At 69.8% G+C, this 26,011-nt stretch carries 22 protein-coding genes and 2 pseudogenes; 16 read left to right on the top strand and 8 right to left on the bottom strand.

All coding sequences use genetic code 11. From position 1 onward, the window contains the following. Nucleotides 1–62: 62 nt before the first annotated feature. On the top strand, nt 63–1,559 hold the full coding sequence (locus OG844_RS02395) for an APC family permease (RefSeq protein WP_406387778.1): 1,497 nt from the start codon (nt 63–65) through the stop codon (nt 1,557–1,559). Then, on the top strand, nt 1,559–1,975 hold the full coding sequence (locus tag OG844_RS02390) for a universal stress protein (RefSeq protein ID WP_406387776.1): 417 nt from the start codon (nt 1,559–1,561) through the stop codon (nt 1,973–1,975). Before OG844_RS02395 ends, OG844_RS02390 begins: the two co-directional genes overlap by 1 nt. Before the next feature lie 36 nt (nt 1,976–2,011). Here the strand turns inward: OG844_RS02390 and OG844_RS02385 are convergent, their stop codons facing one another. Then, on the bottom strand, nt 2,012–2,629 hold the full coding sequence (locus tag OG844_RS02385) for a CGNR zinc finger domain-containing protein (RefSeq protein WP_406387774.1): 618 nt from the start codon (nt 2,627–2,629) through the stop codon (nt 2,012–2,014). A gap of 173 nt (nt 2,630–2,802) precedes the next feature. Between OG844_RS02385 and OG844_RS02380 the strand changes: the two genes are divergently transcribed. Further along, complete coding sequence (locus OG844_RS02380) at nt 2,803–3,543, top strand: phosphodiesterase (protein WP_406387772.1); 741 nt, start codon at nt 2,803–2,805, stop codon at nt 3,541–3,543. Nucleotides 3,544–3,636: 93 nt separating this feature from the next. Here the strand turns inward: OG844_RS02380 and OG844_RS02375 are convergent, their stop codons facing one another. Then, nucleotides 3,637–4,248: a dihydrofolate reductase family protein gene (locus OG844_RS02375; RefSeq protein WP_406387771.1), complete on the bottom strand. Its 612-nt coding sequence runs from the start codon at nt 4,246–4,248 to the stop codon at nt 3,637–3,639. 287 nt (nt 4,249–4,535) lie between these two features. Here OG844_RS02375 and OG844_RS02370 point away from each other — a divergent pair, with 287 nt between their 5' ends. Further along, nucleotides 4,536–5,399 (top strand): NAD(P)H-binding protein, encoded by an 864-nt coding sequence (locus OG844_RS02370; RefSeq protein WP_406387770.1) that lies wholly within the window; start codon nt 4,536–4,538, stop codon nt 5,397–5,399. A gap of 57 nt (nt 5,400–5,456) precedes the next feature. Here the strand turns inward: OG844_RS02370 and OG844_RS02365 are convergent, their stop codons facing one another. Further along, entirely contained in the window at nt 5,457–6,398 is a 942-nt protein-coding gene (locus tag OG844_RS02365) for an AraC family transcriptional regulator (protein WP_406387769.1), read from the bottom strand. A 50-nt stretch (nt 6,399–6,448) separates the two neighbouring features. Further along, nucleotides 6,449–6,942 (bottom strand): annotated as a pseudogene (locus tag OG844_RS02360) (PaaI family thioesterase). 93 nt (nt 6,943–7,035) lie between these two features. Here OG844_RS02360 and OG844_RS02355 point away from each other — a divergent pair. Next, nucleotides 7,036–7,533 carry a winged helix-turn-helix transcriptional regulator gene (locus OG844_RS02355; protein WP_406387767.1) on the top strand — a complete coding sequence of 166 codons (498 nt, stop codon included), beginning with the start codon at nt 7,036–7,038 and terminating at the stop codon, nt 7,531–7,533. A gap of 80 nt (nt 7,534–7,613) precedes the next feature. Here OG844_RS02355 and OG844_RS02350 read toward each other — a convergent pair whose 3' ends face one another. Next, nucleotides 7,614–8,735, bottom strand: a complete 1,122-nt coding sequence (locus OG844_RS02350; protein ID WP_406387766.1) for a PP2C family protein-serine/threonine phosphatase — start codon at nt 8,733–8,735, stop codon at nt 7,614–7,616. A 170-nt stretch (nt 8,736–8,905) separates the two neighbouring features. Here OG844_RS02350 and OG844_RS02345 point away from each other — a divergent pair, with 170 nt between their 5' ends. Together OG844_RS02345 and bla are read left to right on the top strand one after the other, a co-directional pair. Further along, a complete protein-coding gene (locus OG844_RS02345) occupies nt 8,906–10,096 on the top strand; it encodes an MFS transporter (protein WP_406387765.1) in 1,191 nt (396 codons plus the stop codon). A gap of 108 nt (nt 10,097–10,204) precedes the next feature. After that, nucleotides 10,205–11,158: a class A beta-lactamase gene (gene bla, locus OG844_RS02340; protein WP_406387763.1), complete on the top strand. Its 954-nt coding sequence runs from the start codon at nt 10,205–10,207 to the stop codon at nt 11,156–11,158. 67 nt (nt 11,159–11,225) lie between these two features. Here bla and OG844_RS02335 read toward each other — a convergent pair whose 3' ends face one another. Next, nucleotides 11,226–11,939, bottom strand: coding sequence for a histone-like nucleoid-structuring protein Lsr2 (locus tag OG844_RS02335; protein ID WP_406387761.1), 714 nt, complete (start codon nt 11,937–11,939; stop codon nt 11,226–11,228). A 236-nt stretch (nt 11,940–12,175) separates the two neighbouring features. Then, a complete protein-coding gene (locus OG844_RS02330) occupies nt 12,176–14,740 on the bottom strand; it encodes a polysaccharide lyase family 8 super-sandwich domain-containing protein (protein WP_406387760.1) in 2,565 nt (854 codons plus the stop codon). A gap of 372 nt (nt 14,741–15,112) precedes the next feature. On the opposite strand from OG844_RS02330, the gene OG844_RS02325 reads away from it, so the two are divergent. The 4 genes from OG844_RS02325 (at nt 15,113) to OG844_RS02310 (ending at nt 19,897) form a co-directional block, all read left to right on the top strand. After that, the gene (locus OG844_RS02325; RefSeq protein ID WP_406387759.1) at nt 15,113–15,940 is read left to right on the top strand and encodes an inositol monophosphatase family protein; all 828 of its coding nucleotides are present in this window, start codon (nt 15,113–15,115) and stop codon (nt 15,938–15,940) included. Between the two features lie 251 nt (nt 15,941–16,191). After that, nucleotides 16,192–16,785: a DinB family protein gene (locus tag OG844_RS02320; RefSeq protein ID WP_406387758.1), complete on the top strand. Its 594-nt coding sequence runs from the start codon at nt 16,192–16,194 to the stop codon at nt 16,783–16,785. Nucleotides 16,786–17,247: 462 nt separating this feature from the next. After that, a complete protein-coding gene (locus OG844_RS02315) occupies nt 17,248–17,958 on the top strand; it encodes an NPP1 family protein (RefSeq protein WP_406395970.1) in 711 nt (236 codons plus the stop codon). 256 nt (nt 17,959–18,214) lie between these two features. Further along, nucleotides 18,215–19,897 (top strand): cellulase family glycosylhydrolase, encoded by a 1,683-nt coding sequence (locus tag OG844_RS02310; RefSeq protein ID WP_406387757.1) that lies wholly within the window; start codon nt 18,215–18,217, stop codon nt 19,895–19,897. A gap of 132 nt (nt 19,898–20,029) precedes the next feature. On the opposite strand, the pseudogene OG844_RS02305 reads toward OG844_RS02310, so the two are convergent. Continuing rightward, nucleotides 20,030–20,978 (bottom strand): annotated as a pseudogene (locus OG844_RS02305) (aminoglycoside phosphotransferase family protein). A 206-nt stretch (nt 20,979–21,184) separates the two neighbouring features. Here OG844_RS02305 and OG844_RS02300 point away from each other — a divergent pair. The 5 genes from OG844_RS02300 (at nt 21,185) to OG844_RS02280 (ending at nt 26,008) form a co-directional block, all read left to right on the top strand. Then, nucleotides 21,185–21,814: an alpha-ketoglutarate-dependent dioxygenase AlkB gene (locus tag OG844_RS02300; protein ID WP_406387755.1), complete on the top strand. Its 630-nt coding sequence runs from the start codon at nt 21,185–21,187 to the stop codon at nt 21,812–21,814. Between the two features lie 123 nt (nt 21,815–21,937). Beyond that, nucleotides 21,938–22,807: an alpha/beta hydrolase family protein gene (locus OG844_RS02295; protein ID WP_406387753.1), complete on the top strand. Its 870-nt coding sequence runs from the start codon at nt 21,938–21,940 to the stop codon at nt 22,805–22,807. Between the two features lie 106 nt (nt 22,808–22,913). After that, on the top strand, nt 22,914–24,014 hold the full coding sequence (locus OG844_RS02290; RefSeq protein ID WP_406387751.1) for a M20 family metallopeptidase: 1,101 nt from the start codon (nt 22,914–22,916) through the stop codon (nt 24,012–24,014). A gap of 333 nt (nt 24,015–24,347) precedes the next feature. Continuing rightward, nucleotides 24,348–24,683, top strand: a complete 336-nt coding sequence (locus OG844_RS02285) for a hypothetical protein (protein ID WP_406387750.1) — start codon at nt 24,348–24,350, stop codon at nt 24,681–24,683. A 365-nt stretch (nt 24,684–25,048) separates the two neighbouring features. After that, a complete protein-coding gene (locus tag OG844_RS02280) occupies nt 25,049–26,008 on the top strand; it encodes a DUF1152 domain-containing protein (protein WP_406387749.1) in 960 nt (319 codons plus the stop codon). Nucleotides 26,009–26,011 lie beyond the last annotated feature (3 nt).

Below are 26,011 nucleotides of genomic sequence, written 5' to 3'. Positions count from 1 at the left end.
CGCAAATAGCATGAAGGGGGCCTATTAGCCTTTTTCTTCAGGCCGTTACGGAGCGAGGGAGCATGGCAGAGGAACCGGCCGGACCACCAGCACCGCAGGCGACCTTGAAGCCGAACGCGATCGGCTTCGTCGACGCGCTGGTCATCGGATTGAACGCCACCTCCCCGGCCTACTCCGTGGCGGCCGTCATCGGACCGATCGTGGCACTCGTCGGCATCTACGCCCCCGGAGTGCTCTTCGCCTCCTTCGTGCCGATGCTGCTGATCGCTTCGGCGTTCTACTACCTCAACAAGGTGGACCAGGACTGCGGCACCACGTTCTCCTGGGTGACCCGCGCGATGGGGCCGTGGACCGGGTGGCTCGGCGGCTGGGCCATCGCGATGACGGGCGTTCTGGTCGTCGGGTCGCTGGCGGACGTCGCCGTCAGCTTCGCCCTGATGGCCGTCGGTCTCGACAGCTGGGTCGAGAACGATTTCGTGCGCCAGCTCCTCACCGTGCTCCTGATCCTGGTCATGACGGGTCTGTGCGTCATCGGCACGGAGCTCTCGGCCAAGGTCCAGAACGTTCTGATCCTGGCGCAGGTGGCCTTCCTGCTGGTCTTCGTGATCGTGGCGCTCTACCGCGTCTACGCGGGTACGACCGATTCCGACTCCATCAAACCCTCGGCCGAGTGGCTCAACCCCTTCGGGGCCGGCGGCGCGGCGCTCACGAGTGGGCTGCTGCTGGGCGTGTTCATCTATTGGGGCTGGGAGTCGGCCGTCAATCTCACCGAAGAGGTCGAGGACTCCGCCACCGCTCCCGGGAAGGCCGGCGTCTGGTCGACCGTCATTCTGCTGGTGACCTACCTGTCCGTCGGCTTCGCGGTCGTCGGCTTCGCCGGAACGGCATACCTCGCCGACAACGCGGACGAGGAGGAGTTCATCTTCGCCCTCCTCGCCGGCGAGGTGATGGGCGGCTGGGACTGGATCGTCCTGCTCGCGGTCGCCACGTCCGCACTGGCATCGACCCAGACCACCATCATCCCCGCGTCGCGCACAGCACTGTCGATGGCCCGCCGCCACGCGCTGCCGGCGCACCTCGCGCGTATCCACCCCCGGTTCCGCACCCCCGACGTGAGCACCTGGTGGGTGGCCGGAATCGCCATCGCCTGGTACCTCATCGTCAACCGGATCAGCGAGAACGCCCTCTTCGACTCACTGACGGCCCTGTCCCTGCTGATCGCCTTCTACTACGCCCTCACGGGTGTGGCCTGTGTGATCTACTACCGCCGTCACCTGACCGAGAGCCTCCGCAACTTCCTCCTCATCGGCCTCGGCCCGCTGATCGGCGCGGGGCTGCTGACCTGGCTTCTCGTGCGGTCGGTGATGGACATGTCGGACCCGGAGAACTCCTACACCGGAACCTCGTGGTTCGGGCTCGGCCCGCCGCTCGTCATCGGCATCGGCATCAGCGTGGTCGGTGTGGTGATCATGGTGGTGTGGCGTCTCAGGTCGGCCACCTTCTGGACCGAGCGCCGCAGTGTGGTCGACCCGGACCTCGTGCACGGTAAGGAGTCCTGATGTCGGTGGTTCTCGGGTACGACGAGTCACCCGGTGCCGCGCGCGCTCTGCGCATCGCGATCGAGGTGGCCGCGGCGTTCGGCGAGCGACTCGTCCTGGTCTACGGAGCTGCGCCTCCCGGCGCGGCCGGCGAGGAGTACAGGTCCCACTACGAAGCCATCCGCCAGGCGGGACGAACCGGGTTGGAGCATGCCGTCGAGGCCGCCGACGAGGCCGGCGTGCCGGCGGCCGTCGAGGTCATCGACAAGAACCCCGCCCAGGCGCTGATCGACGCCGCTTCACGCCACGGGGCGCGGGTCATCGTCGTCGGCAGTTGGGGCGAGAGCCCCATGCGAGGCGCTCTGCTCGGCTCGACCCCGCACAAGCTCCTGCACCTGTCGACCGTGCCGGTGCTCTGCGTGCCGACCGAGGTATGAGCTGCTTCCGGCGGGGAGCGCGTTCGGGCAGCGGCGCTAGGAAAGTGCGGGATCTGCGGCGCCGTCGGTGCGCTGACGCCTGTAATGGCGTGCCGCGCGGGCCCGGTTCCCGCAGGACGGCTTGCACCATTCCTGCCGCCCGTGGCTCTTGACGAAGTAGCGCACGCAACGCGGCGCCGTACAGGCCCGGAGTTCCCCGCGCCGGGGGCCGCTCAGGAAGTCGATGGCGGCACGGGCGAGTTGTGCCACCAGCCGGATGGACGGGTCGTCCTGCGCCGACAGCAGCCGCGTGGTGGGGTCTCCTTCGAGGGGCCAGTCGAGCTGCGGGGTGACCGGTTCCCGGGCGGCGACCGCATTGAGGTGGGCGACGGCCCGGTCGGCGGGCATCAGCCGATGGGCGTCCGCGGGGCTGGGCGGAGCGGGACTGACCACGCGGGCGAACAGGGCCCGGACCGCCCGCCGCAGCTCGATGACCGCGAGCCTGAGGTTCTCGTCCACCACGAGTTCGCCGGACGGGGCGGGGCCGCCGAGCAGTTCGCCCTGACGGCGGATCCAGAGGGCTGTCTCCCGGACCGTGGCGAGGTCGTCGGTGACACCGCCGTCCCCGTCATGGCGAATCGTGCTCGCCAGTTCCAACGCCAGCCAGCGTTCCATGAAGGCCTCCCTGCCTTTCTGCGACCGGTCGACAACCACTTGAGCACATCTCCCCGCGCCCCCTAGAGTACCTAACGGTAAAACAAAATTTTCCGTTAGAGGTAGAGGTGGCGGCACCACTCCCGGCGCAGGCCGGCTGCCCCGTGAGCGCCACCGGAGAAGAAGGAGGAGCGATGACGCTGCTTGCCCACATCAGCGACCTGCACCTGGACGGCAGCGAGAGGGCGACCCGACGTGCCACTCGCGTCATGGACCACCTGCGCGCCCTGGCGCACCCGGTCGACGCCCTCCTGGTCACCGGGGACATCGCCGACCACGGTGAGGCTGCCGAGTACGAGGAGGCGAAAGGCATCCTGGCCGCCTCCTTCCCGGTGCTGACCTGCCCCGGCAACCACGACGCGCGCCCCGCCTATCGCAAGGCCCTCCTGGGTGAGGCACCCGAGCGCGGCCCCGTCAACGAGGTCCACCACATCACCGGCACCGCGATCCTGATGTGCGACTCCACCATCCCGGGCCGTGACGAGGGACGCCTCGACGCAGGGACACTGGCCTGGATCGACGCCACACTCGACGGCCTGCCGCAAGGGACCCCGGCGCTGATCGCCTTCCATCAGCCGCCGGTCGACCTCCACCACCCGCTCCCCGACTCCTGCAAGCTCGAACAGCCCGGGGAACTGGCCGACTTGCTCGCGAGGCACCCGCAGGTCGCTGCGGTTCTCACCGGCCACGCCCACACAGCTGCCGCCTCCACCTTCGCCGGGCTTCCGCTGATCGTCGCACCGGCCGTCACCTGGACCCTGCGCATGCCCTGGGAGGGAAGCGCCCCCGCGGACCGCGAGCAGCCGCCCGGCCTCGCCTTCCACGTCCTCGACGACCAGGCACGGCTGACCACGCACTTCCGCGTCGTGCTCTGAGCCCTCTGCCGGCCGATCCCCGAAGGAGCGACGGGCTCGTGCCGAATCCCGGCGTCACCGCAGGCCGTCGGGACCGGTGTTCGGCCCGGACTGCTACGCGTCGGCCCCGTACGTCCCGTACTCCGGCAGACCTGTCGATTCGTACACGTGAATTGCCAGTCCGCCCGGTGTCGTCCGAGTGCTCAGGAGCCGAAGGCCGACCGGGGCGCCGGCGTCCGGGAACAGGCGGCGGCCCGTGCCCACGACCACCGGGGCGATCGCGAGACGCAGTTCGTCGACCAGCCCCGCAGCCAGCAGGGACTGACCAAGCCGACCGCTGCCGTGGATCTGCAGCTCGCGACCGGACTGCCGCTTCAGCTCGGCGACCTGGGCAGGAATGTCGCCGGACAGGATCGTGGTCGGGTCCCACGCGGCCTCGGCCAGGCTGTGGGAGGCGACGTACTTCGGCAGGCCGTTCAAGATGCCGGCGAACGGGTGCTCGGTCATTCGCGGCCAGTCCCTGGCGAAGTTCAGGTAGGTGCGGCGGCCGAACAGGAACGCGTCCGCCGTACCGAGCCAGGTGCCGACCTGCCGTTCGAACTCCTCGTCCATGTGCGGAACGAACCACCCGCCCCGGGTGAACCCGTCACTGGTGTCCTCGTCAGGCGACCCCGGGCCCTGGTAGACGCCGTCCAGCGAAAGGAACTCCTGCAGTACCAATCTCATCGCGCACCACTCTCTCTTGGGCACCGGACGTTTCCGTAGCCCCCCGTGAGACACCGGGCCGCCGGAGAACTCATCGGTCCGAGCTCCGCACCCCGCGAGGTCCCCCTTACAGAACCAGATGACGGTGATGTTCGCCGTCACCGTCACGCGGACGGCTGACCGTGGTGTGGCTGCCGCTACGGGGCGACGCCCATGGACTGCCGCGCCGGTCCTTGTCCGGACGCACGGACAGCCGTTCCGGACGCTGAGCCATGGCAGCTCGGGGCCCGCCGGGACACGCTTGCGTCATGACACAGAAGGACGAGAAGGCGCCCGTCGACGTACTGGTGACCGGTGGTACCGGCAAGACAGGCCGCAGGGTCGTGGCCCGCCTCCGCGAACAGGGCGTGCGGACACGCGCGGCGTCGCGGTCCGGGGAGACCCGGTTCGACTGGGCGGACCCGAACACCTGGAAGGCCGCCCTGGAAGGAGCCACCGCCGCCTACATCGTTCCGCTGGACACCTCGCCCTCGCCGACGCCTGCCCTGGTCGAGCAGGCAGTCGCGAGCGGGGTGGAGCGCCTCGTGCTGCTCTCCGCCCGGGGCGTCGACGTGCCCGGCTACTTCGGCGAAGCCTACGAAGGAGAAGGTCCGCACATGGAGGGCGAGGCGGCCGTACGGGCCTCCGGGGCGGACTGGACGATCCTGCGGCCCGGCTGGTTCGCCCAGAACTTCAGCGAGGGAGTCTTCCTCGACGGCGTGAAGGGCGGCGAACTCGCGCTGCCCGTCGGGGACGGAGCCGCCGCGTTCGTCGACGCGGACGACATCGCGGCGGTGGCCGTCGCCGCACTCACCCAGGACGGTCACACGGGCGAGGTGTACGAGCTGTCGGGCCCCCGGGCGCTGGGCCTCGCCGAGGTCCTCGACGAGATCGCGAGGGCGACCGGCCGACGCGCCACCTACGTCGGGGTGGACGATTCCGCGTTCAGGGCCGGGCTCGTGGCCCAAGGAATGCCGGAGGCCGAGGCCGCGCTGTGGACCGACGCGCTGCTGCCGATCCGCACGGGCAGGGAGGCCCAGGTTTCCGACGGGGTGCGGCGGGCGCTCGGCCGGGCACCGCGTGACTTCGCCGACTTCGTGCGCGACGCGGCAGCCGAAGGTGCCTGGCGCTGAGTCACAGCGGCCGAGGGGGCGCACGGGTGGGTCGATGCCCGTCCGCCCCCACGTGCATCAGGCGGTCGGGGCGGCGGCCCGGCCCGGCGCGCGGTCGACCGCCTCCAGGCGATACGTGCTCGGGCTCTCGCCCCGAAGCCGTTTGAACGCCGCGCTGAAACCGAACGCGTCCGCGTACCCGACCCGGCGCGCGATCGCCGCCACGGTCAGCTCGGGGCGGCTCAGCAGATCGGCGGCCAGGGTCATCCGCCACTCCGTCAGATACGCGACCGGGGCCTCCCCGACGAGCTCGGTGAACCGTTTGGCCAGTGTCGTACGTGACACTCCGGACCGGGCAGCGAGGCCCGCCGTCGTCCAGGGGTGCGCGGGATCCTCGTGAATCGCCTGCAGCGCGGGACCCGCCACCTCGTCCCCGAGTGCCTGGTACCACCCCGGCGACTCGGCCTCCGGGCGGTCGAACCAGTCCCGGAGCGTGCACACCAGCAGCCAGTCCAGCAACCGGTCGAGCACGATCTGGCGGCCCGGACGCGCCCCGGCTATCTGCACCTCCAAGTAGTCCCGCATCGCGGTGCAGTCATGGCCTTCCGGTACGACGAGAGCCGGGGGCAGGACCCGGAGCAGCCGCTGCGGAACCTGGGTCCGCACGTCGTAGGCCGCCGCCAACAGGACGGTGGACCCGCTGAGTTCGTGATCGGGGTCCTGCCCGCCCTCCGTCCCCTCGCTCCAGCGCACCTCCCGCGCGCCCGCTCCGGGTTCCCGGGTGATGTCGTCGGTGAAGGTGAACGGCGCGGGGCCCCGGACGATGGCGGCCTCACCGAGTCCCACATGCCGCGGCTCCCCGCCCTCCGGAACGATCCAGCCGGCACCACGCAGCGGCACACAGAAGGTCAGATACGCCCCGTCGGTGAACCGCAGCGACCACGGCGGCCACAGCATCGACCGGCCGAACACCGCTCCCCGGCCCCGCACGCTCCGCAACAACTCGTCGAACACGTCCATGGCGCAACGATATGCAGCCCGCCGCACCGGCACGGACGATCGCCCGCTGTTCAGACAGCGGGCACGGGGAACAGCAGACAGCTGCTCGTCGCGTGGGCGAGCAGCCGGCCCCCGGCGTCGAGCAGCTGTGCCTCGGCGAGCGCGGTGCGGCGGCCGCTGCTCACGACGCTGCCCACGGCCCGGACCCTGCCGGTCTCGACAGTGACCGGGCGCAGGAACTTCACGGTCAGGTCCAAGGAGGTGTATCCGGTGCGCGCGGCAGCGTGGACTGGACGGCACAGCCTGCCGCGGAGTCGAGCAGGGTGGCGAAGATGCCGCCGTGCACGCTGCCGATGGGGTTGTAGTGCTCCTCTCCCGGGAGCAGTGAGAACACGGCGCGCCCGTGCTCGACCTCATCGAGGGTGAAGTCCACGGTCGCTCCGACCGGTGGTCCGGGGAGGCGGCCGGACGCGATGTCACGGAGGAACTCCAGGCCGGTGCCCCGACCGACGGCGCCCGCCGTGACGGCCGGGTCCTGCCATTCGTACGTGCGAGATCGCCCCACGGTGCTGCCCCTCCATCGCTGACTATGTCAGATGAAGCTAGCCAGGTCGCAGCTGACTGTCAACAATGAAGTCAAGGGGTCTATCATCGTCGGATGGAGTGGCTGGAGACGAGTACGGAGAACTGCCCCGTCCAACGCACGCTCGACATCGTCGGCGAGAAATGGACGCTGCTGATCCTGCGTGACGCGGCCAACGGCGTACGGCGCTTCGACGACTTCCACCGTCATGTGGGGTTGTCCGAGGCGGTCCTCGCGGACCGGCTGCGCAAACTGACGGCGGCCGGGGTCATGCGCACGGTCCCCTACCGGGAACCGGGTCGACGCACCCGGCAGGAGTACCGCCTGACCCGGAAGGGCTGGGAGCTGTGGCCCGTCCTGGTGGCCTTGCGGCAGTGGGGCGAGGCCCACGCCGTGGACCCCGAGGTGCCTGTGCTCGAGCTTCGCCACACCGCGTGCGGTGGGCCGGTGCGCGCGGTCGTCGAGTGCGCCGCGGAGCACCTGGCGCTCGACCCGTCCGACGTCGAGGTCACCTCCGGCGCCGCCGCGCCGCCTTCGACCTCAGGCGCAGCGACGAGCGCACACCGGGACTGATGAACAGCCTCCCCACGGACCTCGCTGGAGAGCCAGGAGTCCTGATGGGCATCGCTGCCGTGCACACGGGCGCAAGCCGATCACTCGTCCGCGGGAAGGCGCTCGATCGCCACCAGGGCCGCGTCATCACCGAGGCTGCCACCCGCGTGGCGCAGAAGGTCCGCGCACAGATGATTCAGCAACGCCTGCGGGTTCTTCCCGTGTTGCGAGGCGATCCGTTCGGTCAAGGGATAGAAGTCGCCTGAACGGTCACGGGCTTCGGTGACACCGTCCGTGTACAGGAGAAGCATGTCCCCTGTGTCGAAAGCGAACACGTCCTCCGTCGGCCGGCCGGCCAGCAGACGCCCGAGCCCGAGCGGTGGGGCCGGGTCCTTCGTTTCGAGCAGGCACACCTGACCCGCACGGAGGATCAGCGGCGGAGGATGCCCGCAGCTGATGAGGCGGACCACCTCGGCGCCGTCGGGAATGTCCAGCACAGCCGCAGTGACGAAGGCCTCGGCGATGTTCTCGTCCTCCGCCTCGTGCAGTGCGTCGATCTGGTGCGCGGCCACGCTGCTCTCCAGACGGCTCACCAGATCGGGCAGGTGCTTCTCCTGGCGGGCCAGCGCGCGAAAGGCACCCAGGACGCCGGCGGCACTGTTGATGGCGTCGAGGCCCTTGCCCCGGACATCACCGATGATCACGCGGGTCCCCTCGGCGGTGCGCGCGGTCGCGTAGAGGTCACCACCGAGCTGGGCACCCGCTTCGGCAGCCAGGTACACAGCGGCCAGACGCAGCGGACCGCTGCGGGCCGGCGGAGGGCGCAGCACACCCCGCTGAGCCGCCTCGGCCACGGTACGAAGCTGCACCATTTCCGTGGAATGGCGCTCTCGCAAATGGGCGAAGAACGTCACGATCGCGGAGATCAGGAACAGCGCGATGATCTGGTAGGTGTGGTTGAGGTCGTTGATGCTGGTCCGTGCCACCGCCACCATGGCTTGCGCGAGTACGGCCACCGCACCGACGAACGCCGTCATTCTCGGGCCGGCGAACGAGGCGGTGAGTGCCGGAGCCGCGACGAGAAACGGACCGAGGTGGACTTCCGGCGGGGCGATGATGTCGACCACCGTCACGACGGCGATGAGGGCGAACGGAACCACGATCAGCGCGCTGCTCCGCCGGGCACCGCTGCGGAGGGAGTGGAGCCATTGCCGGAAGACCATGACTCCGGGATACCTCACCCTGCCGCGGAGCGCTTCCCCTGAACCGCGAGTCTCCGCGTCGGTCCGCACTCCGCCGCCTCCCGACGCGTGAACAGTCACCCCATACCGGTGGTGGCACGCCGGGCACGCCTGGCCGGTCCGGGGCGGCACGTGGGGTTACGGTCGGCGGCATGGACGGTGATCGCCGAGGGTGGCGCCAGTGTTTCCTCAGCGGGGCGGTGTTCGCCGTGTGCATGGCAGGCACCACGCTGCCGACCCCCCTCTACGGCCTCTATCAGGACAAGTTCGGGTTCTCCGAGCTGACGGTGACCGTCGTGTACGCCGTCTATGCCTTCGGCGTCATCGGTGTGCTGCTGCTGGCCGGCAACGTCTCCGACATCGTGGGCAGGCGACCGGTGCTGCTGGCGGGTCTGGGGTTCGCGGCGGCGAGCGCCGTCTGCTTCCTGTGCGCCACCGGGCTGGGCTGGCTGTATGCGGGACGGTTGCTGTCCGGCCTGTCCGCCGGCCTGTTCACCGGGGCCGCCACGGCGTACGTGATGGAGCTGGCACCGTACGGCGGCGCCTCCCGGGCCACGTTCGTGGCGACTGCCGCCAACATGGGCGGGCTGGGCTGCGGCCCGTTGCTTGCCGGGGTGCTCGCGCAGTACGCCCCCTGTCCCCTGTACCTGCCGTTCGCCGTGCACCTCACCCTGCTGGCCGCCTGTGTGGCGATCACGATGTGGCTCCGCGAGACAGTACGGGAGCGACGGCCGCTGAGTACCGTACGGCCGCGGCGGCCCGGCCTGCCCCCGCAGGTGCGGTCGGTGTTCGCGCCGGCCGCGATCGCCTCGTTCGTCGGGTTCGCGCTCTTCGGCGTGTTCACGTCGGTCAGCCCGGCGTTCCTTTCTGAATCCCTCGATGTGAACAACCACGCGGTGAGCGGACTGGTCGTCGCGCTGGCCTTCTTCGCCTCGACCGCCGGACAGTTGGCAGTCGGCAGGGTCGGCGTGGCGCGATCGCTGCCACTGGGCTGTGCGGGTCTCCTCGCCGGGCTGGCGCTTCTCGCGGGAGCACTGCGATGGGACCTGTTGTTCCTGGTGGTGCTGAGCGCGCTGGTCGGCGGGGTCGGACAGGGGCTGGCCTTCCGCGGGGCGCTGTCCGCGGTGGCCGGGGCGTCTCCCGAGGACCGGCGCGCGGCTGTGATCTCGACTCTGTTCGTGGTGGCGTACGCGGGTATCTCGGTGCCTGTGATCGGTGTGGGGGTGCTGTCGGGTCCCATCGGTCTGGAGGGTGCGGGGCTGGTGTTCATCGCGTGCATGGCCATCCTGGTGTCGACCGCCGCCGTGTACCTGCTCCGGCGGCCTGTGCGGGCGGGGATGTGAGGATGTCCGTAGGCGAGGGCGGATCCGATGCCCGCGCCCCCGAACCGGGATGGACGGCCGCTCCGTCCCCGACGCGCCCCGCCCGGGGGCGCCCAGGAGGTTTTGACCATGCGGGGCTCCGGTGCCCGACGCGCCGTATGCGGTGTGCTCGCCATGCTTCTGGCCGTCCCTGCGGCGGCCTGCGGCCGCCAAGATGTTCCCCCGGCCTCGCCCACGCCCCCGGCCTCGTCCGCTGTGACGGGGGAGGAGTCGGGGGAGGGGGCGGGACCGGACGCGGGGGAGTCGGCCCGTGAATTCAAGGAGCTCGAGCGCAAGTTCGACGCCCGGCTGGGTGTCTACGCTGTCGACACGGGCACCGGACGCGAAGTGGCGTACAACGACGGGGAGCGGTTCGCCTACGCCTCGACGTTCAAGGTCCTGGCCGCCGGTGCCGTTCTGCGGAAGTACTCCCCGGACGGAATGGGACGGACAGTCAGGTACTCCCCGGACGAGCTGGTTCCTCCCTCTCCCGTGACGTCGAAGCACGCCGGGAGCGGGATGACCCTGGACGCCTTGTGCGACGCCGCCGTCCGCTTCGGCGACAACACCGCTGCCAATCTGCTGCTCGACCAGGTGGGCGGCCCTCGGGGTCTGGGCACCGAACTCCAGGAGATCGGCGACGACGTGACGCGGATGGAGCGTTCCGAGCCGCAGCTGAACGACTGGACCCCCGGCGCCACGCGGGATACGAGCACGCCGCGGGCCCTGGCCGCAGACCTGCGAGCGTTCGTCCTCGGTGACGTCCTGGGCAAGGGCGAACGAGCACAGCTCACGGAGTGGCTGCGCACCAGCACCACCGGAGCCGGGCTCATCAGGGCCGGAGTGCCCGACGGCTGGGAGGTCGGCGACAAGTCGGGGGCCGGGGGCACGTACGGCACCCGCAACGACATCGCTGTGGTGTGGCCGCCCGGCGCCGCCCCCATTGTCATGGCCGTCATGTCGAACCGCACCGAGGACGGGGCGGAGTACGACGACCGGCTGATCGCGCAGGCGGCATCCGTGGCCGCCGACTCACTGTCGTAGCGGGCCGGGTCGTTACTTCAGGACTCGGCCACGTGCCCTGCTCCGTGCCGTGATGAGCTCGGTGTGATTACCTCCGTGACATCTCGTAAGCCTCGCGAATCTCCGCAGGGATCCGACCACGATCATTTACGAGATAGCCGTTCGTGCGTGCCCAGAGACGTATCGGCTCGTCTTTCGGCCGGGGAGCGGGCCCGCCAGATCCAGCCGGACCGGCGGGGCCTCTCCAGTCCCCCGAGGCGACTCCTTCCAGCCGGTCCGCCACCTCTTGGAAGAAGGCGAACAACGAGGCAAAGGCACCTTCCTCAGGACCGCGCGCCTCAGCCCACGTTCCGACGGTTCCGTTGCGGGTGTCCAGAAACGTCCCGTAGAGGCCGTCGCGTTCCGCGGCGATCGGGACCCACTCACGGCGCCAGAACGAGCAGTCGGGGTCTGGGGACGGCTGCGTCTCCTCCAAGGCCATCCGGCTGAGGTAGACGCCCTCAATGTCCGCCAGGCCGAGAAGGAGATGGTCGCCGGGGATGGCTGCCTCGCACCCGAGTGCCACCAGACTTGATCGTCCATCGGATTGCCTGCCGGCATCGATGTCGGTCGCCAGGAGCCACTCCCGCATCTCCCTCGGCAGTGTCAGACCCATGCGCAGTTCGGCATCGCCGATGGCCGCCTGGTTCCCCGGGCCGCAGAGGGCAGCGAAACCCCCGGGGTCGTTCCGCTCGAGCCACGCGGTTACCCGGCCCCACGCTTCTCGTACGTCTCCCGCCTCGTACATCGGCGTCTCACTCACGTGCGGTCTCCATCCCAGCGGGGTGCACAGATGCGCGGAGCCCGCCCCACCGGGCCGCCGGCGCTTGGGGAGCGCTGCCCGGGCACCCGGACTGTGAGTTTGTCCATGTGAGGAAGCGACACCGCTGATCATCCATGGGAGAACCGTATGCGGGACCACTGACAGCGAGTGAACCGGAACGCGTAGCCGCAGACCAGCACGGTGCAAGGGGGCCGCCGAAGCCCCCGCCGGCGCCGTCAGCGCCGGCCCAGTGTGGCGGTGAAGCTGCGGCCATGGGCGTGATGGGTCGTGACGTCGAGGCGAGTGCCACCGAGGAAGCGGCGGACGCGGACGCCGTCATCGGCCGAAAGGGCCCGCAAGGCCGGTCCGTGGACCGTGACCGAGACCGTGCTCCGCTGAGTCGTGGGATCGGACACCGCGATCGAGCACGTGCCGTCGGGAGCCCGGCGAAGCATCACAGACGCCGGGCCGTCGATGGTGAGGCGCTCGGCGCGGTGCCTGCCGGGGGCGAAGGAGTTGGCGGCGACCAACCCCAGGCGAGTGTGCGTGACGGCCTGCAGGCGGACGGTGTTGGCCAGTACGGAGAGCGGGCCGTGGGCGTAGGCGGCCAACTGCCGGGTCGAGGCGTTCGGGACGAGGACGTGCGCCATCGCGGCCGGCCGCTCCTCGGCGGCCTGCTCGTACGAGAGCGTGAAGACCTGCTTGGTGACGGGGGTGTCGGGATTGGTCAGTCGCACGAGACGCCGGCTGCGGGTGACTGTGTCGAGTGCGACAGCCGGTCGCGGACCGGACAGGAAGACGTACCCGATCGCCGTCCCCTGTTCGGCATCGGCATAACGCAGCCAGGCCAGTGGCGCGGTCCCGGTGCCCTGCCAGGGCGTCCCGTCACGGAGGCTCCCGGTGAGGGTGACGGGTGCGGAGGGAGCGGCGATACGGCTGTCGACGGTGGTGGTCACCGCGCGGTCCTCGAGTCCGGTCACTCCTGCGGCGAGGACGACTATCTCGTCGTCGAGCATGAACCACGACTTGGTGGCACGGGCCCCCTGGTAGGCGACGAAGTCGTCGGGGAGTTCACCGGCCTGCTGGGCGGTGTAGGCCGCATCGTCGGACTGGACGAGACCGGCCACACCGTAGGGGCCCAGACGGGCGCCGCCGGAGAAGGCGTTGCCGCCGCGCGGGAAGTAGACGTAGGCGTTCTGCGACTCGGACGATGCCGTGAACCCGCGCTCGGGGTTGTCGTACCAGAGCGTGCCGTAGAGCTCGGGAACGGTGCGGCGCGTCTCCACAGGCGCGGTGACGCCCGCCAGGCGGTACGGGGAGACGGCCGTGAAGTAGTCGATGCCGAACGACTGCCGTTGGTCCTGACCGGAGAGGTAGAGGTAGTGCGCGCCGTCGCCCTGGAACCACGGCATCAGGTTCTCGCCGCTCATGTACTCGTACTTGCTGATGCGCGCGGAACTGCGGGTCAGGGCGAACGCGTAGCCGGACCGCCGGTGGACAGTCCTGTCCATCGCGTCGAACGCGGTGTGCGAGGCGGCTGGACCCAGATCCCTCGCGGGCGACGATGACTTCAGGATGTCGGCGTGGCGGGCGATGCTGACGGGGGAGACGAAGGAGGCCGGGTCGAGGCCGGCCTTCGAGGTCTGCCCGACGTACTTGACGTAGCCCTCGAGCGCCTCGGTGTCACTGCCGGTGGTGTACGAGGCGAGGTCGACGACGGCTTCCACGACGGCGGCGACGTCCGCGTACCCCGTGCCGGTCCGTGAGACCGCGCGGCCCTTGACGATCTCCATCATCCAGCCTTCGAAGATCAGAGGGGCGAAGGCTTCGGTCACCCAGCCCTGCACGACACCGACGAGGCTGTCGCCGGGCACATAGCCGGTTCCGTCGAGGATCTTTATCGTCTGGACGATGCGGGTGAGCAGGCCCTTTCCGTAGGAGCCCGTGTACGCGACGGAGCCGTGCTGGACGAAGGAACCGTCGGCGTAGAAACCGTCGGTGACGCCGTGCTGCGGGTTGTACGGGTCGATCGTCGCGAAGACGGTCAGCTGGTCGGCGATGGCCTTCCCTGTGCGGACCTCGTCGCCGAGGACGGCACCCTGGAGGATCCGGTTCGTCGTGATGTCGGCGAGATTGGCGCCGGTGTGGAAGCGCGAGTCCAGATCGACGTCGCCGCCCTTGCCGTTGCGGAGGTAGGCGTCCATGGAGGCCACGTAGGTCGCGGCGAGCTGGGGCCGGTACACCGCGAGCTCGTCCCTCAGGAGGACGAGGGTCTTGCTGACGTAGGCGGAGATTCCGATCTCCCAGTGGAACCAGTTGCCGTAGTAGCCCTTCGACTGATCGCCGTAGTAGGCGTCGTGGAGGTGGACCAGAGCGTCGATGACCCGTCGCCGGACCGCGCTGTTGTCGCGGAGCTCCGAGGCGCCGGTACCCGGCAGAGCGGTGGCGAGGGCGATTTCGTACAGGTACTGGAAGGACAGGCTCAGGTTGGGGTCGCTGGTGCCGAGCGGTACGCCCGCGAAGAGCTCGCCCTGTCCGGCGCTGTCCATCGCGGCGAGCCTGGTGCGAGCTGTCGTCTGCAGGGCAGTGAGTTTCGGTGCGACCTCGGGGCGGGCGTTGACTTCGGTGGTGCCGGCGAAGATCGCAACGGTGTTACGGACCAGAGCGTCATGGTCGGCCACTGTGCGGCCGGACGCGTCCGGCTCGCGCCGGACCGCCGCTCGGGCTTGAAGCGTCTGTGCCACGGCCAGCAGGGCCACCGCCGGGATCATGGACAGCACGGAACGACGCGAGAACTCCACCTGAACGCTCCAAAGTCCGGCCGGAAAGCGCTTGTCCTCAGCCAAGCAACGGGTTCTCACCCATGTCAACGGGCCGGATGGACGGTTCGCCGGGGGAGTCGTGCTGTCGCGTCGGCGCGGGCCGGAGGTATGGGCGGAAACCCGCCGATCGTCGGCCACCGGCACCCCCGCCCCCATCGGCCGGCCCGTCGCCGGGCGCGGAACGCCCCGCGTCGGCCGGAGCGACCCGGTGCTCCGCACGCCCCGCAGGAGCCGGCCCGTCACGGTGCGTGAACCGGACCTCACCCGTTCCGCAACTCGTCCGCGCGGGAGAGCCTTTGCCGAGCCCGGCGAAATCCGCCGCGCCGACATGGCCGTGGTTACCCTGGCCACATGCTGATCATGAACACGGAAGATGATGCGCAACTGGCTCTGGCGGCAGCACGGGCAGGAGCGGCCGTGGTCAGCGACATGTACGGGGAATCCCTGGAGCGGTTCGCGAAGTCCGACGGCGACTTCGCGACAGGCGCCGACCTCGCGGCGGAAAACGCGATCCTCGGCATCCTGAGAACCGCCCGACCCCATGACGCCGTGACCGGAGAGGAGAGCGGACACAGCGGCGCAGACGGAGCGGAGCGCAGATGGCTCGTCGACCCGTTGTGCGGGACGCTGAACTACGCCGTACACACCATGCTGGCCTCGGTGAACGTGGCCCTGCGGGTGGGGCCCGACATCACCGTGTCCGCGGCAGCCGACCCGTTCAGCGGTGAGGTCTTCTGGACCGACGGCAGGCGCGCCCGTCTCCGAAAGGGCGAGGTGGACGAAGAACTCGCACCCTCGGCAGCGTCCCGGCTGGTCGACGTCAATCTCGACCCGCCCTTCCCCAACGCACCGGACTTCCGGGCAGCACTCCTCCTCGCCGCCCCAGGGTTCACAGACCACTTCCGGCCACGCGTCGTCTCCACGACCCTGGCCGTGGCCTGGGTCGCCGCCGGCCGAAGAGCCGCCTACGTCACCGACGGCGACCTGCGCGACTCCGTGCATTTCGCCGCCGGGATCGCCCTGTGCGAAGCGGCCGGGTGCGTGGTGACCGGCATTCACGGCCAACCGCTGCACACCGGCGCAGGTGGACTGATCGCGGCGGCCGACCAGCGGACCCACACCACGTTGCTGGAAATGGTCCGGAACCAGGCTGCGGCTTCCCCGACCGCTGCGGGCTGATGCTTCGGCTGCCGCCGTCAAGAACCGGTGTCATCCACGGAACGCGGCGGTAGCGGCGCCGACATGGGCGACCTGGGAGGGAACGGGTCAGCCGGGAGTCGTGACCTGCCCCGTTCCGGTGCCCTTCTGTCCCGTGACGTCAGGCCGGACCGACCTCCCAACCTTTCGAAGGTGTCAGCGGCCGAGCGGATCGCTCTTCGGCAGGAGCCTTCGGCGGCCCGATGTCAGAGGCGGACGGAAGACTCCCCGACATGATCGAATCAGAGTCGAAGGTGGACCTGCTCCACTACTTGCAAGCCGCCCGTGATGCCCTGCTGTGGAAGCTCGACGGTCTCTCCGAGTACGACATCCGTCGTCCGCTGACGCCGACCGGCACGAACCTCCTGGGCCTGGTCAAGCACCTCACCGGCGTGGAACTGGGCTACTTCGGGGACACGTTCGGGCGCCCGTTCTTCGATGAGCCGCCGTCCTGGTACGGAGAGGACGCCGAACCGGGCGCGGACATGTGGGCCACCCCGGACGAGTCGCGCGACATGGTCGTGGGGCTGTACCGCCGGGCCTGGGAGCACGCGGACACCACGATCGCCACGCTCGGTCTCGATGCTGTCGGCCGCGTCCCGTGGTGGCCGGAGGAGCGAAGCGGCGTGACGCTGCACCACGTGCTGGTACGCGTGCTCGGCGACACCCAGCGGCACGCCGGGCACGCCGATATCGTCAGGGAACTCATCGACGGGGCCGTCGGGATGGCGAAGGGGAACGACAGCATGCCGCCCGGCGATCAGTCCTCGTGGGAGAGCTACCGCGGCCGGCTGGAGCGTGCCGCGCAGGACGCCGGTCGCGGCTGATCCCTCCGCCGATGCCGGGGCGGGCGCGTCCGCGTCGACGTGTGGGGGAGTCGCTCGGACCGGTACGGCCCCGCTCGTGTCCAGGCGGACGCCGCGGGGCCCGTGCGAACCCCGCGCTCTCCCGCCGGCCCCGCGTGCGGCCGGCTTCCCGGACTTCCCTACGTGGCATGGGCGAGGCCGGGACCGCCACGATCGCCCTGGCCCGCCACGGCCTCCGGTTTCAGGAGCGCGGTGGGATCCGCCTGCCGCCCGACGGGCCGGCTCGCTCCTCGCGTGTTGGCTGAGCCTTCATCACCTCGACATCAGGTGGTGCTCGGTCCGTGTGCCGAGGGATTCAGCATGGTTGCGATGGGCATGTCAATCGTAGCCGCGTGACCCCCGACACGCGTCGACCAGGAGGCAGCAGTGAAGAGCAGAGCACGAGTCCGCAGGGTGTCGCTCGTCGTGGGCAGCGCCCTGGTAATGGTCATCGCGTCCTCCGGCAGCGCGTACGCCGCCCCGCCCGGCGCTCTGCCGCTCAACGCCGATGGAATGGAGCAGTCGTTCCAGCCCGCCTACGACTACGACACGGACGGCTGCTACCCCACTCCGGCCATCGGGCCGGACGGTGCCATAGCCCCTGGTCTCAACACCACCGGGGCCGTCAACGGAAGTTGCCGTGACGCCTCGGACCTGGACAACACCAACGGGTACGCCCGCTACAAGTGCAACAACGGCTGGTGCGCGATCATCTACGGGCTCTACTTCGAGAAGGACCAGGCCGTGGCCGGCAGCGGGCTCGGCGGGCACCGGCACGACTGGGAGCATGTCGTGGTGTGGGTGCAGAACAACGAGGCCCGCTACGTATCCACGTCCGCTCACGGCGACTTCGACGTCTACAACCGCGATCAGATCCGGTGGGACGGAACGCATCCCAAGATCGTGTACCACAAGGACGGGTTGAGCACCCACTGCTTCCGCCCCGCGAATTCCAACGACGAGCCGCCCGAGAACCACTATCACGGATGGCAGTTCCCCAAACTCGTCGGCTGGAACGGCTACCCGGCGGGTCTGCGGGACAAGCTGACACAGGCCAACTTCGGAAGTGCCGTCTTCGGCCTCAAGGACGGCAATTTCAACCCTCACCTCGAGAAGGCCAAGCCGGCCGGCATCCCGTTCGACCCGAACGCCTGACGAGCCGCTCGGTGCCGGGAGGCGGGCGTGCGGCCGGGAAACCCGCACGCCCGCCTCCCGGCCCTGCGGCCCGGCAGGTTTTGCCGGGTGATGTCCGCGTAATCCGATTCGCGTGCACCGGATTCGCTGCTGCGCGACGGTCGTTCACATGTCGGAGCGTGCGCGATGTCTTGACGTGCCCCTGGCGTGATGGCTTTATGGGAGCGCTCCCACCTTCCCGGTTGATGTTTTTTGGCGCTCATCCTCTGGAGTCGTAATGAGAACAACTGGACGTATGAAACGTAAGAGCCCGGTCACCGTCGTCCTGACCGCTCTGGCCGCCTTACTCGGACTCGTCGTTGTCGGGACCCCGGGCCCGGCCGCCGCCCAGGCCCGGGTGCAGGCCCACGAAGCCGGCGCGCTCGCCACGGGCCTCCATGTCAGTGACGGCCGCCTGCTCGAGGCCAACGGCAACGACTTCGTCATGCGCGGCGTCAATCACGCCCACACCTGGTACCCCGGCGAGACGCAGTCGCTGGCCGACATCAAGGCCACGGGCGCCAACACGGTCCGCGTGGTTCTCTCCGACGGACACCGCTGGAGCAAGAACAGCCCCGCGGACGTGGCGAGCATCGTCGACCGGTGCAAGGCGAACCGTCTCATCTGTGTGCTCGAGGTGCACGACACCACCGGCTACGGCGAGGACGCGGCGGCCGGAACGCTCGACCACGCCGCTGACTACTGGCTCGGCCTGCAGAGCGTACTCACCGGTGAAGAGAACTACGTCATCATCAACATCGGCAACGAGCCCTGGGGCAACACCAATCCCGCGGGCTGGACCGATCCCACCATCTCCGCCGTCAAGAAGCTGCGCAACGCGGGGTTCGAGCACACGATCATGGTGGACGCGCCGAACTGGGGCCAGGACTGGCAGGGCGTCATGCGTGCCAACGCCCAGACCGTCTACGACGCCGACCCCACCGGCAACCTGATCTTCTCGATCCACATGTACAGCGTCTACAACACCGCCGACAAGGTCACCGACTACCTGGACGCGTTCGTGGACGCCGGCCTGCCGATCCTGATCGGCGAGTTCGGGGGCCCCGCCGACCAGTACGGCGACCCGGACGAGAACACCATGATGGCCACCGCCCAACAGCTCAAGCTCGGCTACCTGGCCTGGTCCTGGAGCGGTAACACCGACCCGATCCTCGACCTGACGATCGACTTCGACCCCACCCGGCTCAGCTCCTGGGGCGAGCGCATCTTCAACGGCGTCAACGGCATCGCCCAGACGTCCCGGGAAGCCACCGTCTTCGGCGGCGGCGAACCGGGCGACACCGAGGCCCCCGGAGCCCCCGGCACCCCGACCGCTTCGGCCGTGACGGCCACCTCCGCCACCCTCCGCTGGACCGCCGCCACCGACAACGTCGGCGTCGCCGGCTACGACGTCGTCCGCGTCAGCAGCGGATCCGAGACCACGGTTGCCGCCTCCTCCACCAACAGCGCCACGGTGAGCGGCCTCACCGCAGAGACGTCGTACACCTTCGCCGTCTACGCCCGCGACGCGGCCGGGAACCGCTCGGCCCGCTCGGCGACGGTGGCTGTCGTCACCGACGAGGGCACCGGCACACCCGGAGCGGCCTGCTCCGTCGGCTACCGAGTGGTCGGTGACTGGCCCGGCGGCTTCCAGGGCGAGATCATCATCCGTAACACCGCCACCACCGCGATCAACGGCTGGACACTGGCCTTCTCCTTTGCCGACGGCCAGACCGTGAGCCACGCCTGGGGCGGATCCTTCACGCAGAACGGCGGCGCGGTGAGTGTGGTCCCCGCCTCGTACACCTCCGTCATACCCGCCGGCGGTTCGGTCACCGTCGGCTTCAACGGCACCCGGGGAGGGACCAACACGGCCGCGACCGGGTTCACCCTGAGCGGGACCGCCTGCGCCACCGCTTGATCAGGAGTCCTGACCAACGGCTGACCGGCGTGGGGCACCCTGCTCACGCCGGTCGGTACGCCGTGGCGGGTGAGGCCGCGGACACACCGTCCTGCGGGCCGTCGCGAGGTTCTGCCCCGGGACGCCCTCACCTCAGCCGGGCGAGGGGCCCTGTCCGCTCTCCGTGAGCAGTTTCGCCAGGTGGTCGGCGAATTCGGTGAGCCGGTCCGGTCGAGATCCGGTGCGGGCCCTGCGGAATCCGTGGCGCCGACCCCAGAACGCGGCCTGGACGGCATGAAACTGAGCCCATCGCCGGACGCGTACGCGATCGAGCTCCGCTGCCTCGGCGAAGGCGTCCAGAGCGCGGTGGACGGCCCGGCCCAGGTCGTCCGCTCCGAGCATCGTCAGTGCGCGCGATTTGAGCAGCGTGCCGCCGTCGTAAGCGGGGTCTCCCGCGTACCCCTTCGGATCGACCGCCAGCCACGGCTCACGATCGGCGCGAGGATGTTTCCGCCGTGCAGGTCGCCGTGGACGAGAGTGTCGGACTGGACCCGGCCCAGCTCCCGTACGGTCGCCACCGCCGCGTCGACCACGTAGGGCGACAGCGCGTGCGTCAGCTCCTCGGCATCCCTGCGCAGATGCTCCTCCCAGGATTCGGCCTGCTCCCGCAGCCGCGGCAGGCCGGGCGGCGCGGGGACCGCCAGCCGGCGGTTGATCCTTCCGGCGACCGTCACCACCTCGTCGTCGTCCCCGACCTCCGCAAGTGTCGACGCCCTGACCCGCTCCAGCAGCATGGCGAAGGACTCGTCGTGGCGCTCGTGCAGCAGTACGGCTCCGCGCCCGCCCCACGCCGCGAACGCGTCCGGCTCGTGGACGTTGCCGGGGTGGGGGAAGGACACCTTCAGCACGGCGGTCCCGCCGTCCCGCCGCCGTACGGAACGATGATCCCGACGCCCCCGTGCATCACTACGCCGTCCGGCACGCAGTCCCAGCGTGCCAGCGACTCGTCGACGACGGTGGGCAGGACGGCGAGCCAGGCCGCCCCGGCTTCTCCCTCGCGCGCGATGGTGCTCCGCGAGAACGCCTCTGGTGTCCCGATCATCCAGGCACACTACGCGCCCGGCCGGCACTCGGATCCGGTACGCCCGGACGGCCGGTGCTCCTGCTGGGAGGACGGGACGCCTTCGATGTCGTCCCTCTGCCGGGGTGGCGTGCCGCGGCTGCGATGTGGCCGAGGCCGTCCGGGCGGCAGATGCGTAAGGCCGACCCTAATGGTTCACGTGTTCGAATGCGGGGTACTCTGGAGGCATGGCGGCGCACCAGGTCCAGGGGTCCCTGTTCGATCAAAGCGAGGACGTGCTCCTACGTCCGCTGGACGGGCTGCGCAGGACCGGACTCGGCGACGGCGCCTGGATCGACCTGCTGCCCGGCTGGCTGACCGGCGCCGACGTCCTGTTCGAACAGCTGGCCACGGATGTGCCCTGGAAGGCCGAGCGGCGGCAGATGTACGAGCGGCTCGTCGCCGTCCCTCGCCTGCTCGCCTTCTACCGCTCCGGCGAACCGCTGCCGCACCCCGTGCTCGACGAAGCACGCCAGGCTCTGTCCACGCACTACGCCGCCGAACTCGGTGAACCCTTCACGACAGCCGGCCTGTGCCACTACCGCGACGGCCGCGACAGTGTGGCCTGGCACGGCGACCGCATCGGCCGGGGGGCGAGCGAGGACACGATGGTCGCCATCCTGTCCGTGGGAGCGCCCCGCGACCTGCTGCTGCGCCCGTGCCGCGGCGGTGCTGTCGTCCGGCGCCCCCTCGGGCACGGCGATCTGATCGTGATGGGCGGTTCCTGTCAGCGGACCTGGGAGCACTCCGTCCCCAAAACCGCGCGAGCCGCGGGAGGACGTATCAGCATCCAGTTCCGGCCCCGCGGGGTGCAGTGAACGGGAAGGCGCCGGGCCCCGGCGGACACACCGGCGGCCGGACACAAGAGCTGCTCCCCAACTCGCCCCCGCTGAAGGGGCAAGGCGTTCCAGCAGGGGCGGTTGCCTCCCTACGATGTGGTCATGACGATCTCCGGGCAGGAACAGCCGCTGATACGTGTCCTGCACGACGAAAGCCGCCCTGATCTGATGGACCCGCAACGTCCGCGGCCGATCCGGCTCTATCTGTGGGAACCGTCGCCCCCGCCGGCCGCACCTGCTCCGCTGATAGTCGTCTCGCACGGCACCGGCGGTTCAGGAAGCGACATGGAGTGGTTGGTGAGCCCGTTGCGCGAAGCAGGGTTCCGGGTGGCCGCCCTTGATCACCACGGAAACAACTTCGTCGACGGCTACGAGCCGGAGGGCTTCCTCCACGTATGGGAGCGGCCCCGGGATGTCTCGTTCGCCCTCGACGCACTCGCCCGCGAACAACCTCTGGGTCAGGTCGGCGCGGCGGGCTTCTCTCTCGGTGCCTACACGGCGGCGGCGCTCGCCGGGGCCCGCGTCGATCCGCAGATCCTGTGGGCCGTGCTGACGGGGGCAGCGCCCCTGCCGGAGGTTCCTGAATTCCCCGGGGTCCTGGAGGCACTGAGGAAGAAGCACCCCGAGGCCGAGACGGCGAAGCGCGTTCTGCACGGCGCCGGAGCGGATCTTTCCGACTCCCGGGTGCGGGCGGTCTTCCAAGTGGCCCCCGGAATCGGCAGCCTGGTGACTCCGGAGAGCCTGGCGACCGTGCGCGTACCGGTGGAGATCCGCTGGGCCGGGGCCGACACGATCGCCCCGTACGAGGAGGACACCAGGCCGTATCTGGAGCACATCCCGACGGCCGGCGGCCGTTCGGTGGGCCCCGACGTCCGCCACGACGACTTCTTCGCCCCGGAACCCTCCGACCCTGCGGCCCGCGTCACTGTCGGCCGGGAAGCGGCCGCCTTCTTCCTGCAGCACATGAGCTGACCTCGCGAAACCGAGGCCGCCACCACCGCCCGACGCACGTCCTGCTGACGGGCAGCCACCACCACCCCGGCCAGGTCGGCAGCTGTCTCGCCGGTAGCCTTGCGAAATGACCATGCACAAGACCGTCGGCGCGAGCGTCGACGCGATGATCGAGGACCTCAGGACACTCGTGGAGATCGAGTCTCCGTCGCGCGATGTCGACGCCCTGCGGGACTCGGCCAAAGCTGTCGCCGCCGTCCTCGAGAGCCGCCTCGGCGGACATGCCGTCCTGGTCGAGAGCACAGCGGGTCCCCACGTCCACTGGTCGGCCGGTGGCGATCCGAAGGTCCTGATCCTGGGTCACCACGACACGGTGTTTCCGCTCGGCACCCTTGAGCGCCGCCCGTTCATGGTCCAGGGCGGCCGTGCGACCGGGCCCGGGGTCTTTGACATGCTGGGCGGTCTGGTGCAGGCCGTCCACGGCGTGGCGACGCTCGACGACCGGTCAGGCATCGAGATCCTCGTGACCGCCGACGAAGAGGTCGGCTCGCGCTCCTCCCGAGCCCTCATCGAGGAACGAGCCCTCGCGTGCGGCGCTGTACTCGTGGTCGAAGGCGCCGCCGACGGGGGAGGCCTGAAGACGGGACGCAAGGGCTGCGGCACCTTCCAGGTCTCTGTGAGGGGCCGGGCGTCGCACGCGGGCCTTGAGCCCGCAACCGGAGTCAACGCCCTGATCGAGGCGGCACATCAGGTGCTGGACATCGCAGCGCTGAGCCGACCCGACATCGGGACGACAGTCACCCCGACCGTTGCCTCCGCAGGAACCCTGGACAACGTCGTTCCCGCAGAGGCGACCGTCATCGTCGACGTGCGGGTCGAGTCGGCGGACGAGAAGGAACGAATCGAGTCCGCGTTCACGGCACTGTCTGCCCATCTCGACGAGGCGGAGATCTCGGTCCAGGGAGCTGTCGGCCGTCCCCCGATGCCCGAATCGACATCGACCGAACTCTTTGCGGTGGCGCAGCGGCTCCTTCCCGGCATCGAAGGCAAGTCGGTCGGCGGCGGAAGCGACGGCAACTTCACCGCCGCACTGGGGGTACGGACCCTCGATGGCCTCGGTGCGGTCGGGGGTGGCGCCCACGCGGACCACGAGTATCTGGTGATCGACGCCATGACGGAGCGGGCGAACCTCATTGCCGGACTGGTGAACGCGATTCAGAACGAGTAGGAGAACAGGGCGGGGGAGGGACCGACGACCGGCGAACGATTCCACGGACCGCCTGCCGTGCCAGAGGCCCCGGTGCCGGCGAGCCCCGGCTCGCCGGCATCGAGCACGGCTGGAACGCTTCCCCGACCGCGAGTTCGCGTGCGACGAGATCCGGTCCGTTCGGCATCCGGCCCGTCGTCGGCTCGTCCTGAGGGCTTGCCGGCCCAGTTCGTCCACGGCTGCCGGACGGCGGCAAAGACCGCGAAATCGCTACGGAGCGGGGTCCTCGTTCCTATGATCGATTCTGGCTCCCGGACGCCCGGGAGGTCGACAGGAGGAGGGGCCGTGTCGGAGATGTCGAGACGCAAGCTGCTGGGGTACTCGGGGACTGCCGCGGCGGGGGCCGTGTTCGCGTCCACCGCGACGGCCGAGGCCGCGGAGACGGACGAGGCGCCGGCGACGGTCGAGTTCACGGACGGAACCGAGTTCCGGGCGGACGCGAGCATGGCCGAGAGCGACCTGAGGATGGACATGAGCTTCAAGGTGCGCGTCGACAAGCCGAACGGCTATCCGTCCGCGCAGGACATCACGCCCCTGGAGGTGGCCCAAGCGCTGTCCGCGCTTGCCCAGTCCAAGGGCTGGCCGCCGCTCACCTTCTACGGTACGCCGCCTCCCGTAGCGCTGAACTGACGCTGCGGGACGCCGGGCTGTTCACGAGGGGTACGGCCGACTCCCGGCGTCGCGTCCGAGCCCGGAGGACCGGTGCCGGCCCGGGGGCCCGCTTTCGCCGGATGGTCATCGCGAAGGCTGGAAGCTCATGCGGCGAGGGCGGGCGGCGAGGGCGGGCGAGCGGTCCTCTCCGCCTGTCAGCGGTGAGATTCCACCGCAGCTTCGCCCCGGCCGGTCGGCAGCGTAGGCGCGCGGCAGGGCGCTCTTCGCGGGGGGAGCCATTGGGACGGGCCGCCGTCTTGGGGGCATTCCCGGTTGCTCGGTGGCTTCGTCTCAGGGCGAGAAATGGGGAGCGCTCGGGGGTGGGGGTCCGGACAATGGTCTTCATGACGCTCCTCCACTCCAACCCGCTCTTCACCCGGCTCGCCGATGCCGAACGGATCCTTGTCGCGGGTGCGGGCGGCGGCTTCGACATCTACTCCGGTCTTCCATTGGCTCTCTCCCTGCTGCATCAAGGCAAGCAGGTACATCTTGCGAACCTCTCATTCAGCGCACTAACCGGTCTCCCGCTCGAGGACTGGGTCGTTCCTGATCTGGCCGCTGTCACACCCGGCTCTGCTTCGCACCAGAGCTATTTCCCGGAACGGACCCTCGCGCAGTGGCTGCGTCTGCACGGCTACCCCTCCACCGTGTACGCCTTCCCCCAGACCGGGGTACGCCCCCTGCGTGCCGCCTACGAGGCGCTGGTCGAGTTGCACGATGTCGACGCTGTGGTGCTGGTCGACGGTGGTACGGACATTCTGATGCGCGGGGACGAAGCCGGGCTCGGGACTCCGGAGGAGGACCTGACCAGCGTGGCGGCGCTTGCGGGTCTGGACGGCATACCGACCCGGCTCGTCGTGTCAGTCGGCTTCGGAGTAGACGCCTACCACGGGGTCAACCACGTGCAGGTATTGGAGAATATCGCCGCTCTGGACCGTGACGGTGCCTACCTCGGCGCGTTCTCGATACCGCGTGCCACCCGTGAGGGCGCCCTCTACCTTGACGCGGTGGCGCACGCTCAGCACCACACCCCGGAGCATCCCAGCATTGTGAACGGTTCGATCGCGGCAGCCGTGCGCGGCTCGTTCGGCGATGTCCGGTTCACTGACCGCACCCGGGGCAGCGAGTTGTTCGTGAATCCGCTGATGTCCCTGTACTTCGCCTTCGACCTCCCCGGCCTGGCGGACCGCTGCCTCTACCTGGATCGCATCGAGGACACGTACCTGATGCGCCAAGTCCATTCGCGGATAGCTGAGTTCCGGGAAACCGTAGTGACTCGCCCGCCTCGCCGCTTCCCGCACTGAAGC

The organism is Streptomyces sp. NBC_00887, from assembly GCF_045207585.1.
The sequence above is the reverse complement of the archived record's forward strand: the minus strand, read 5'-3'. Positions and strand labels throughout refer to the sequence as shown.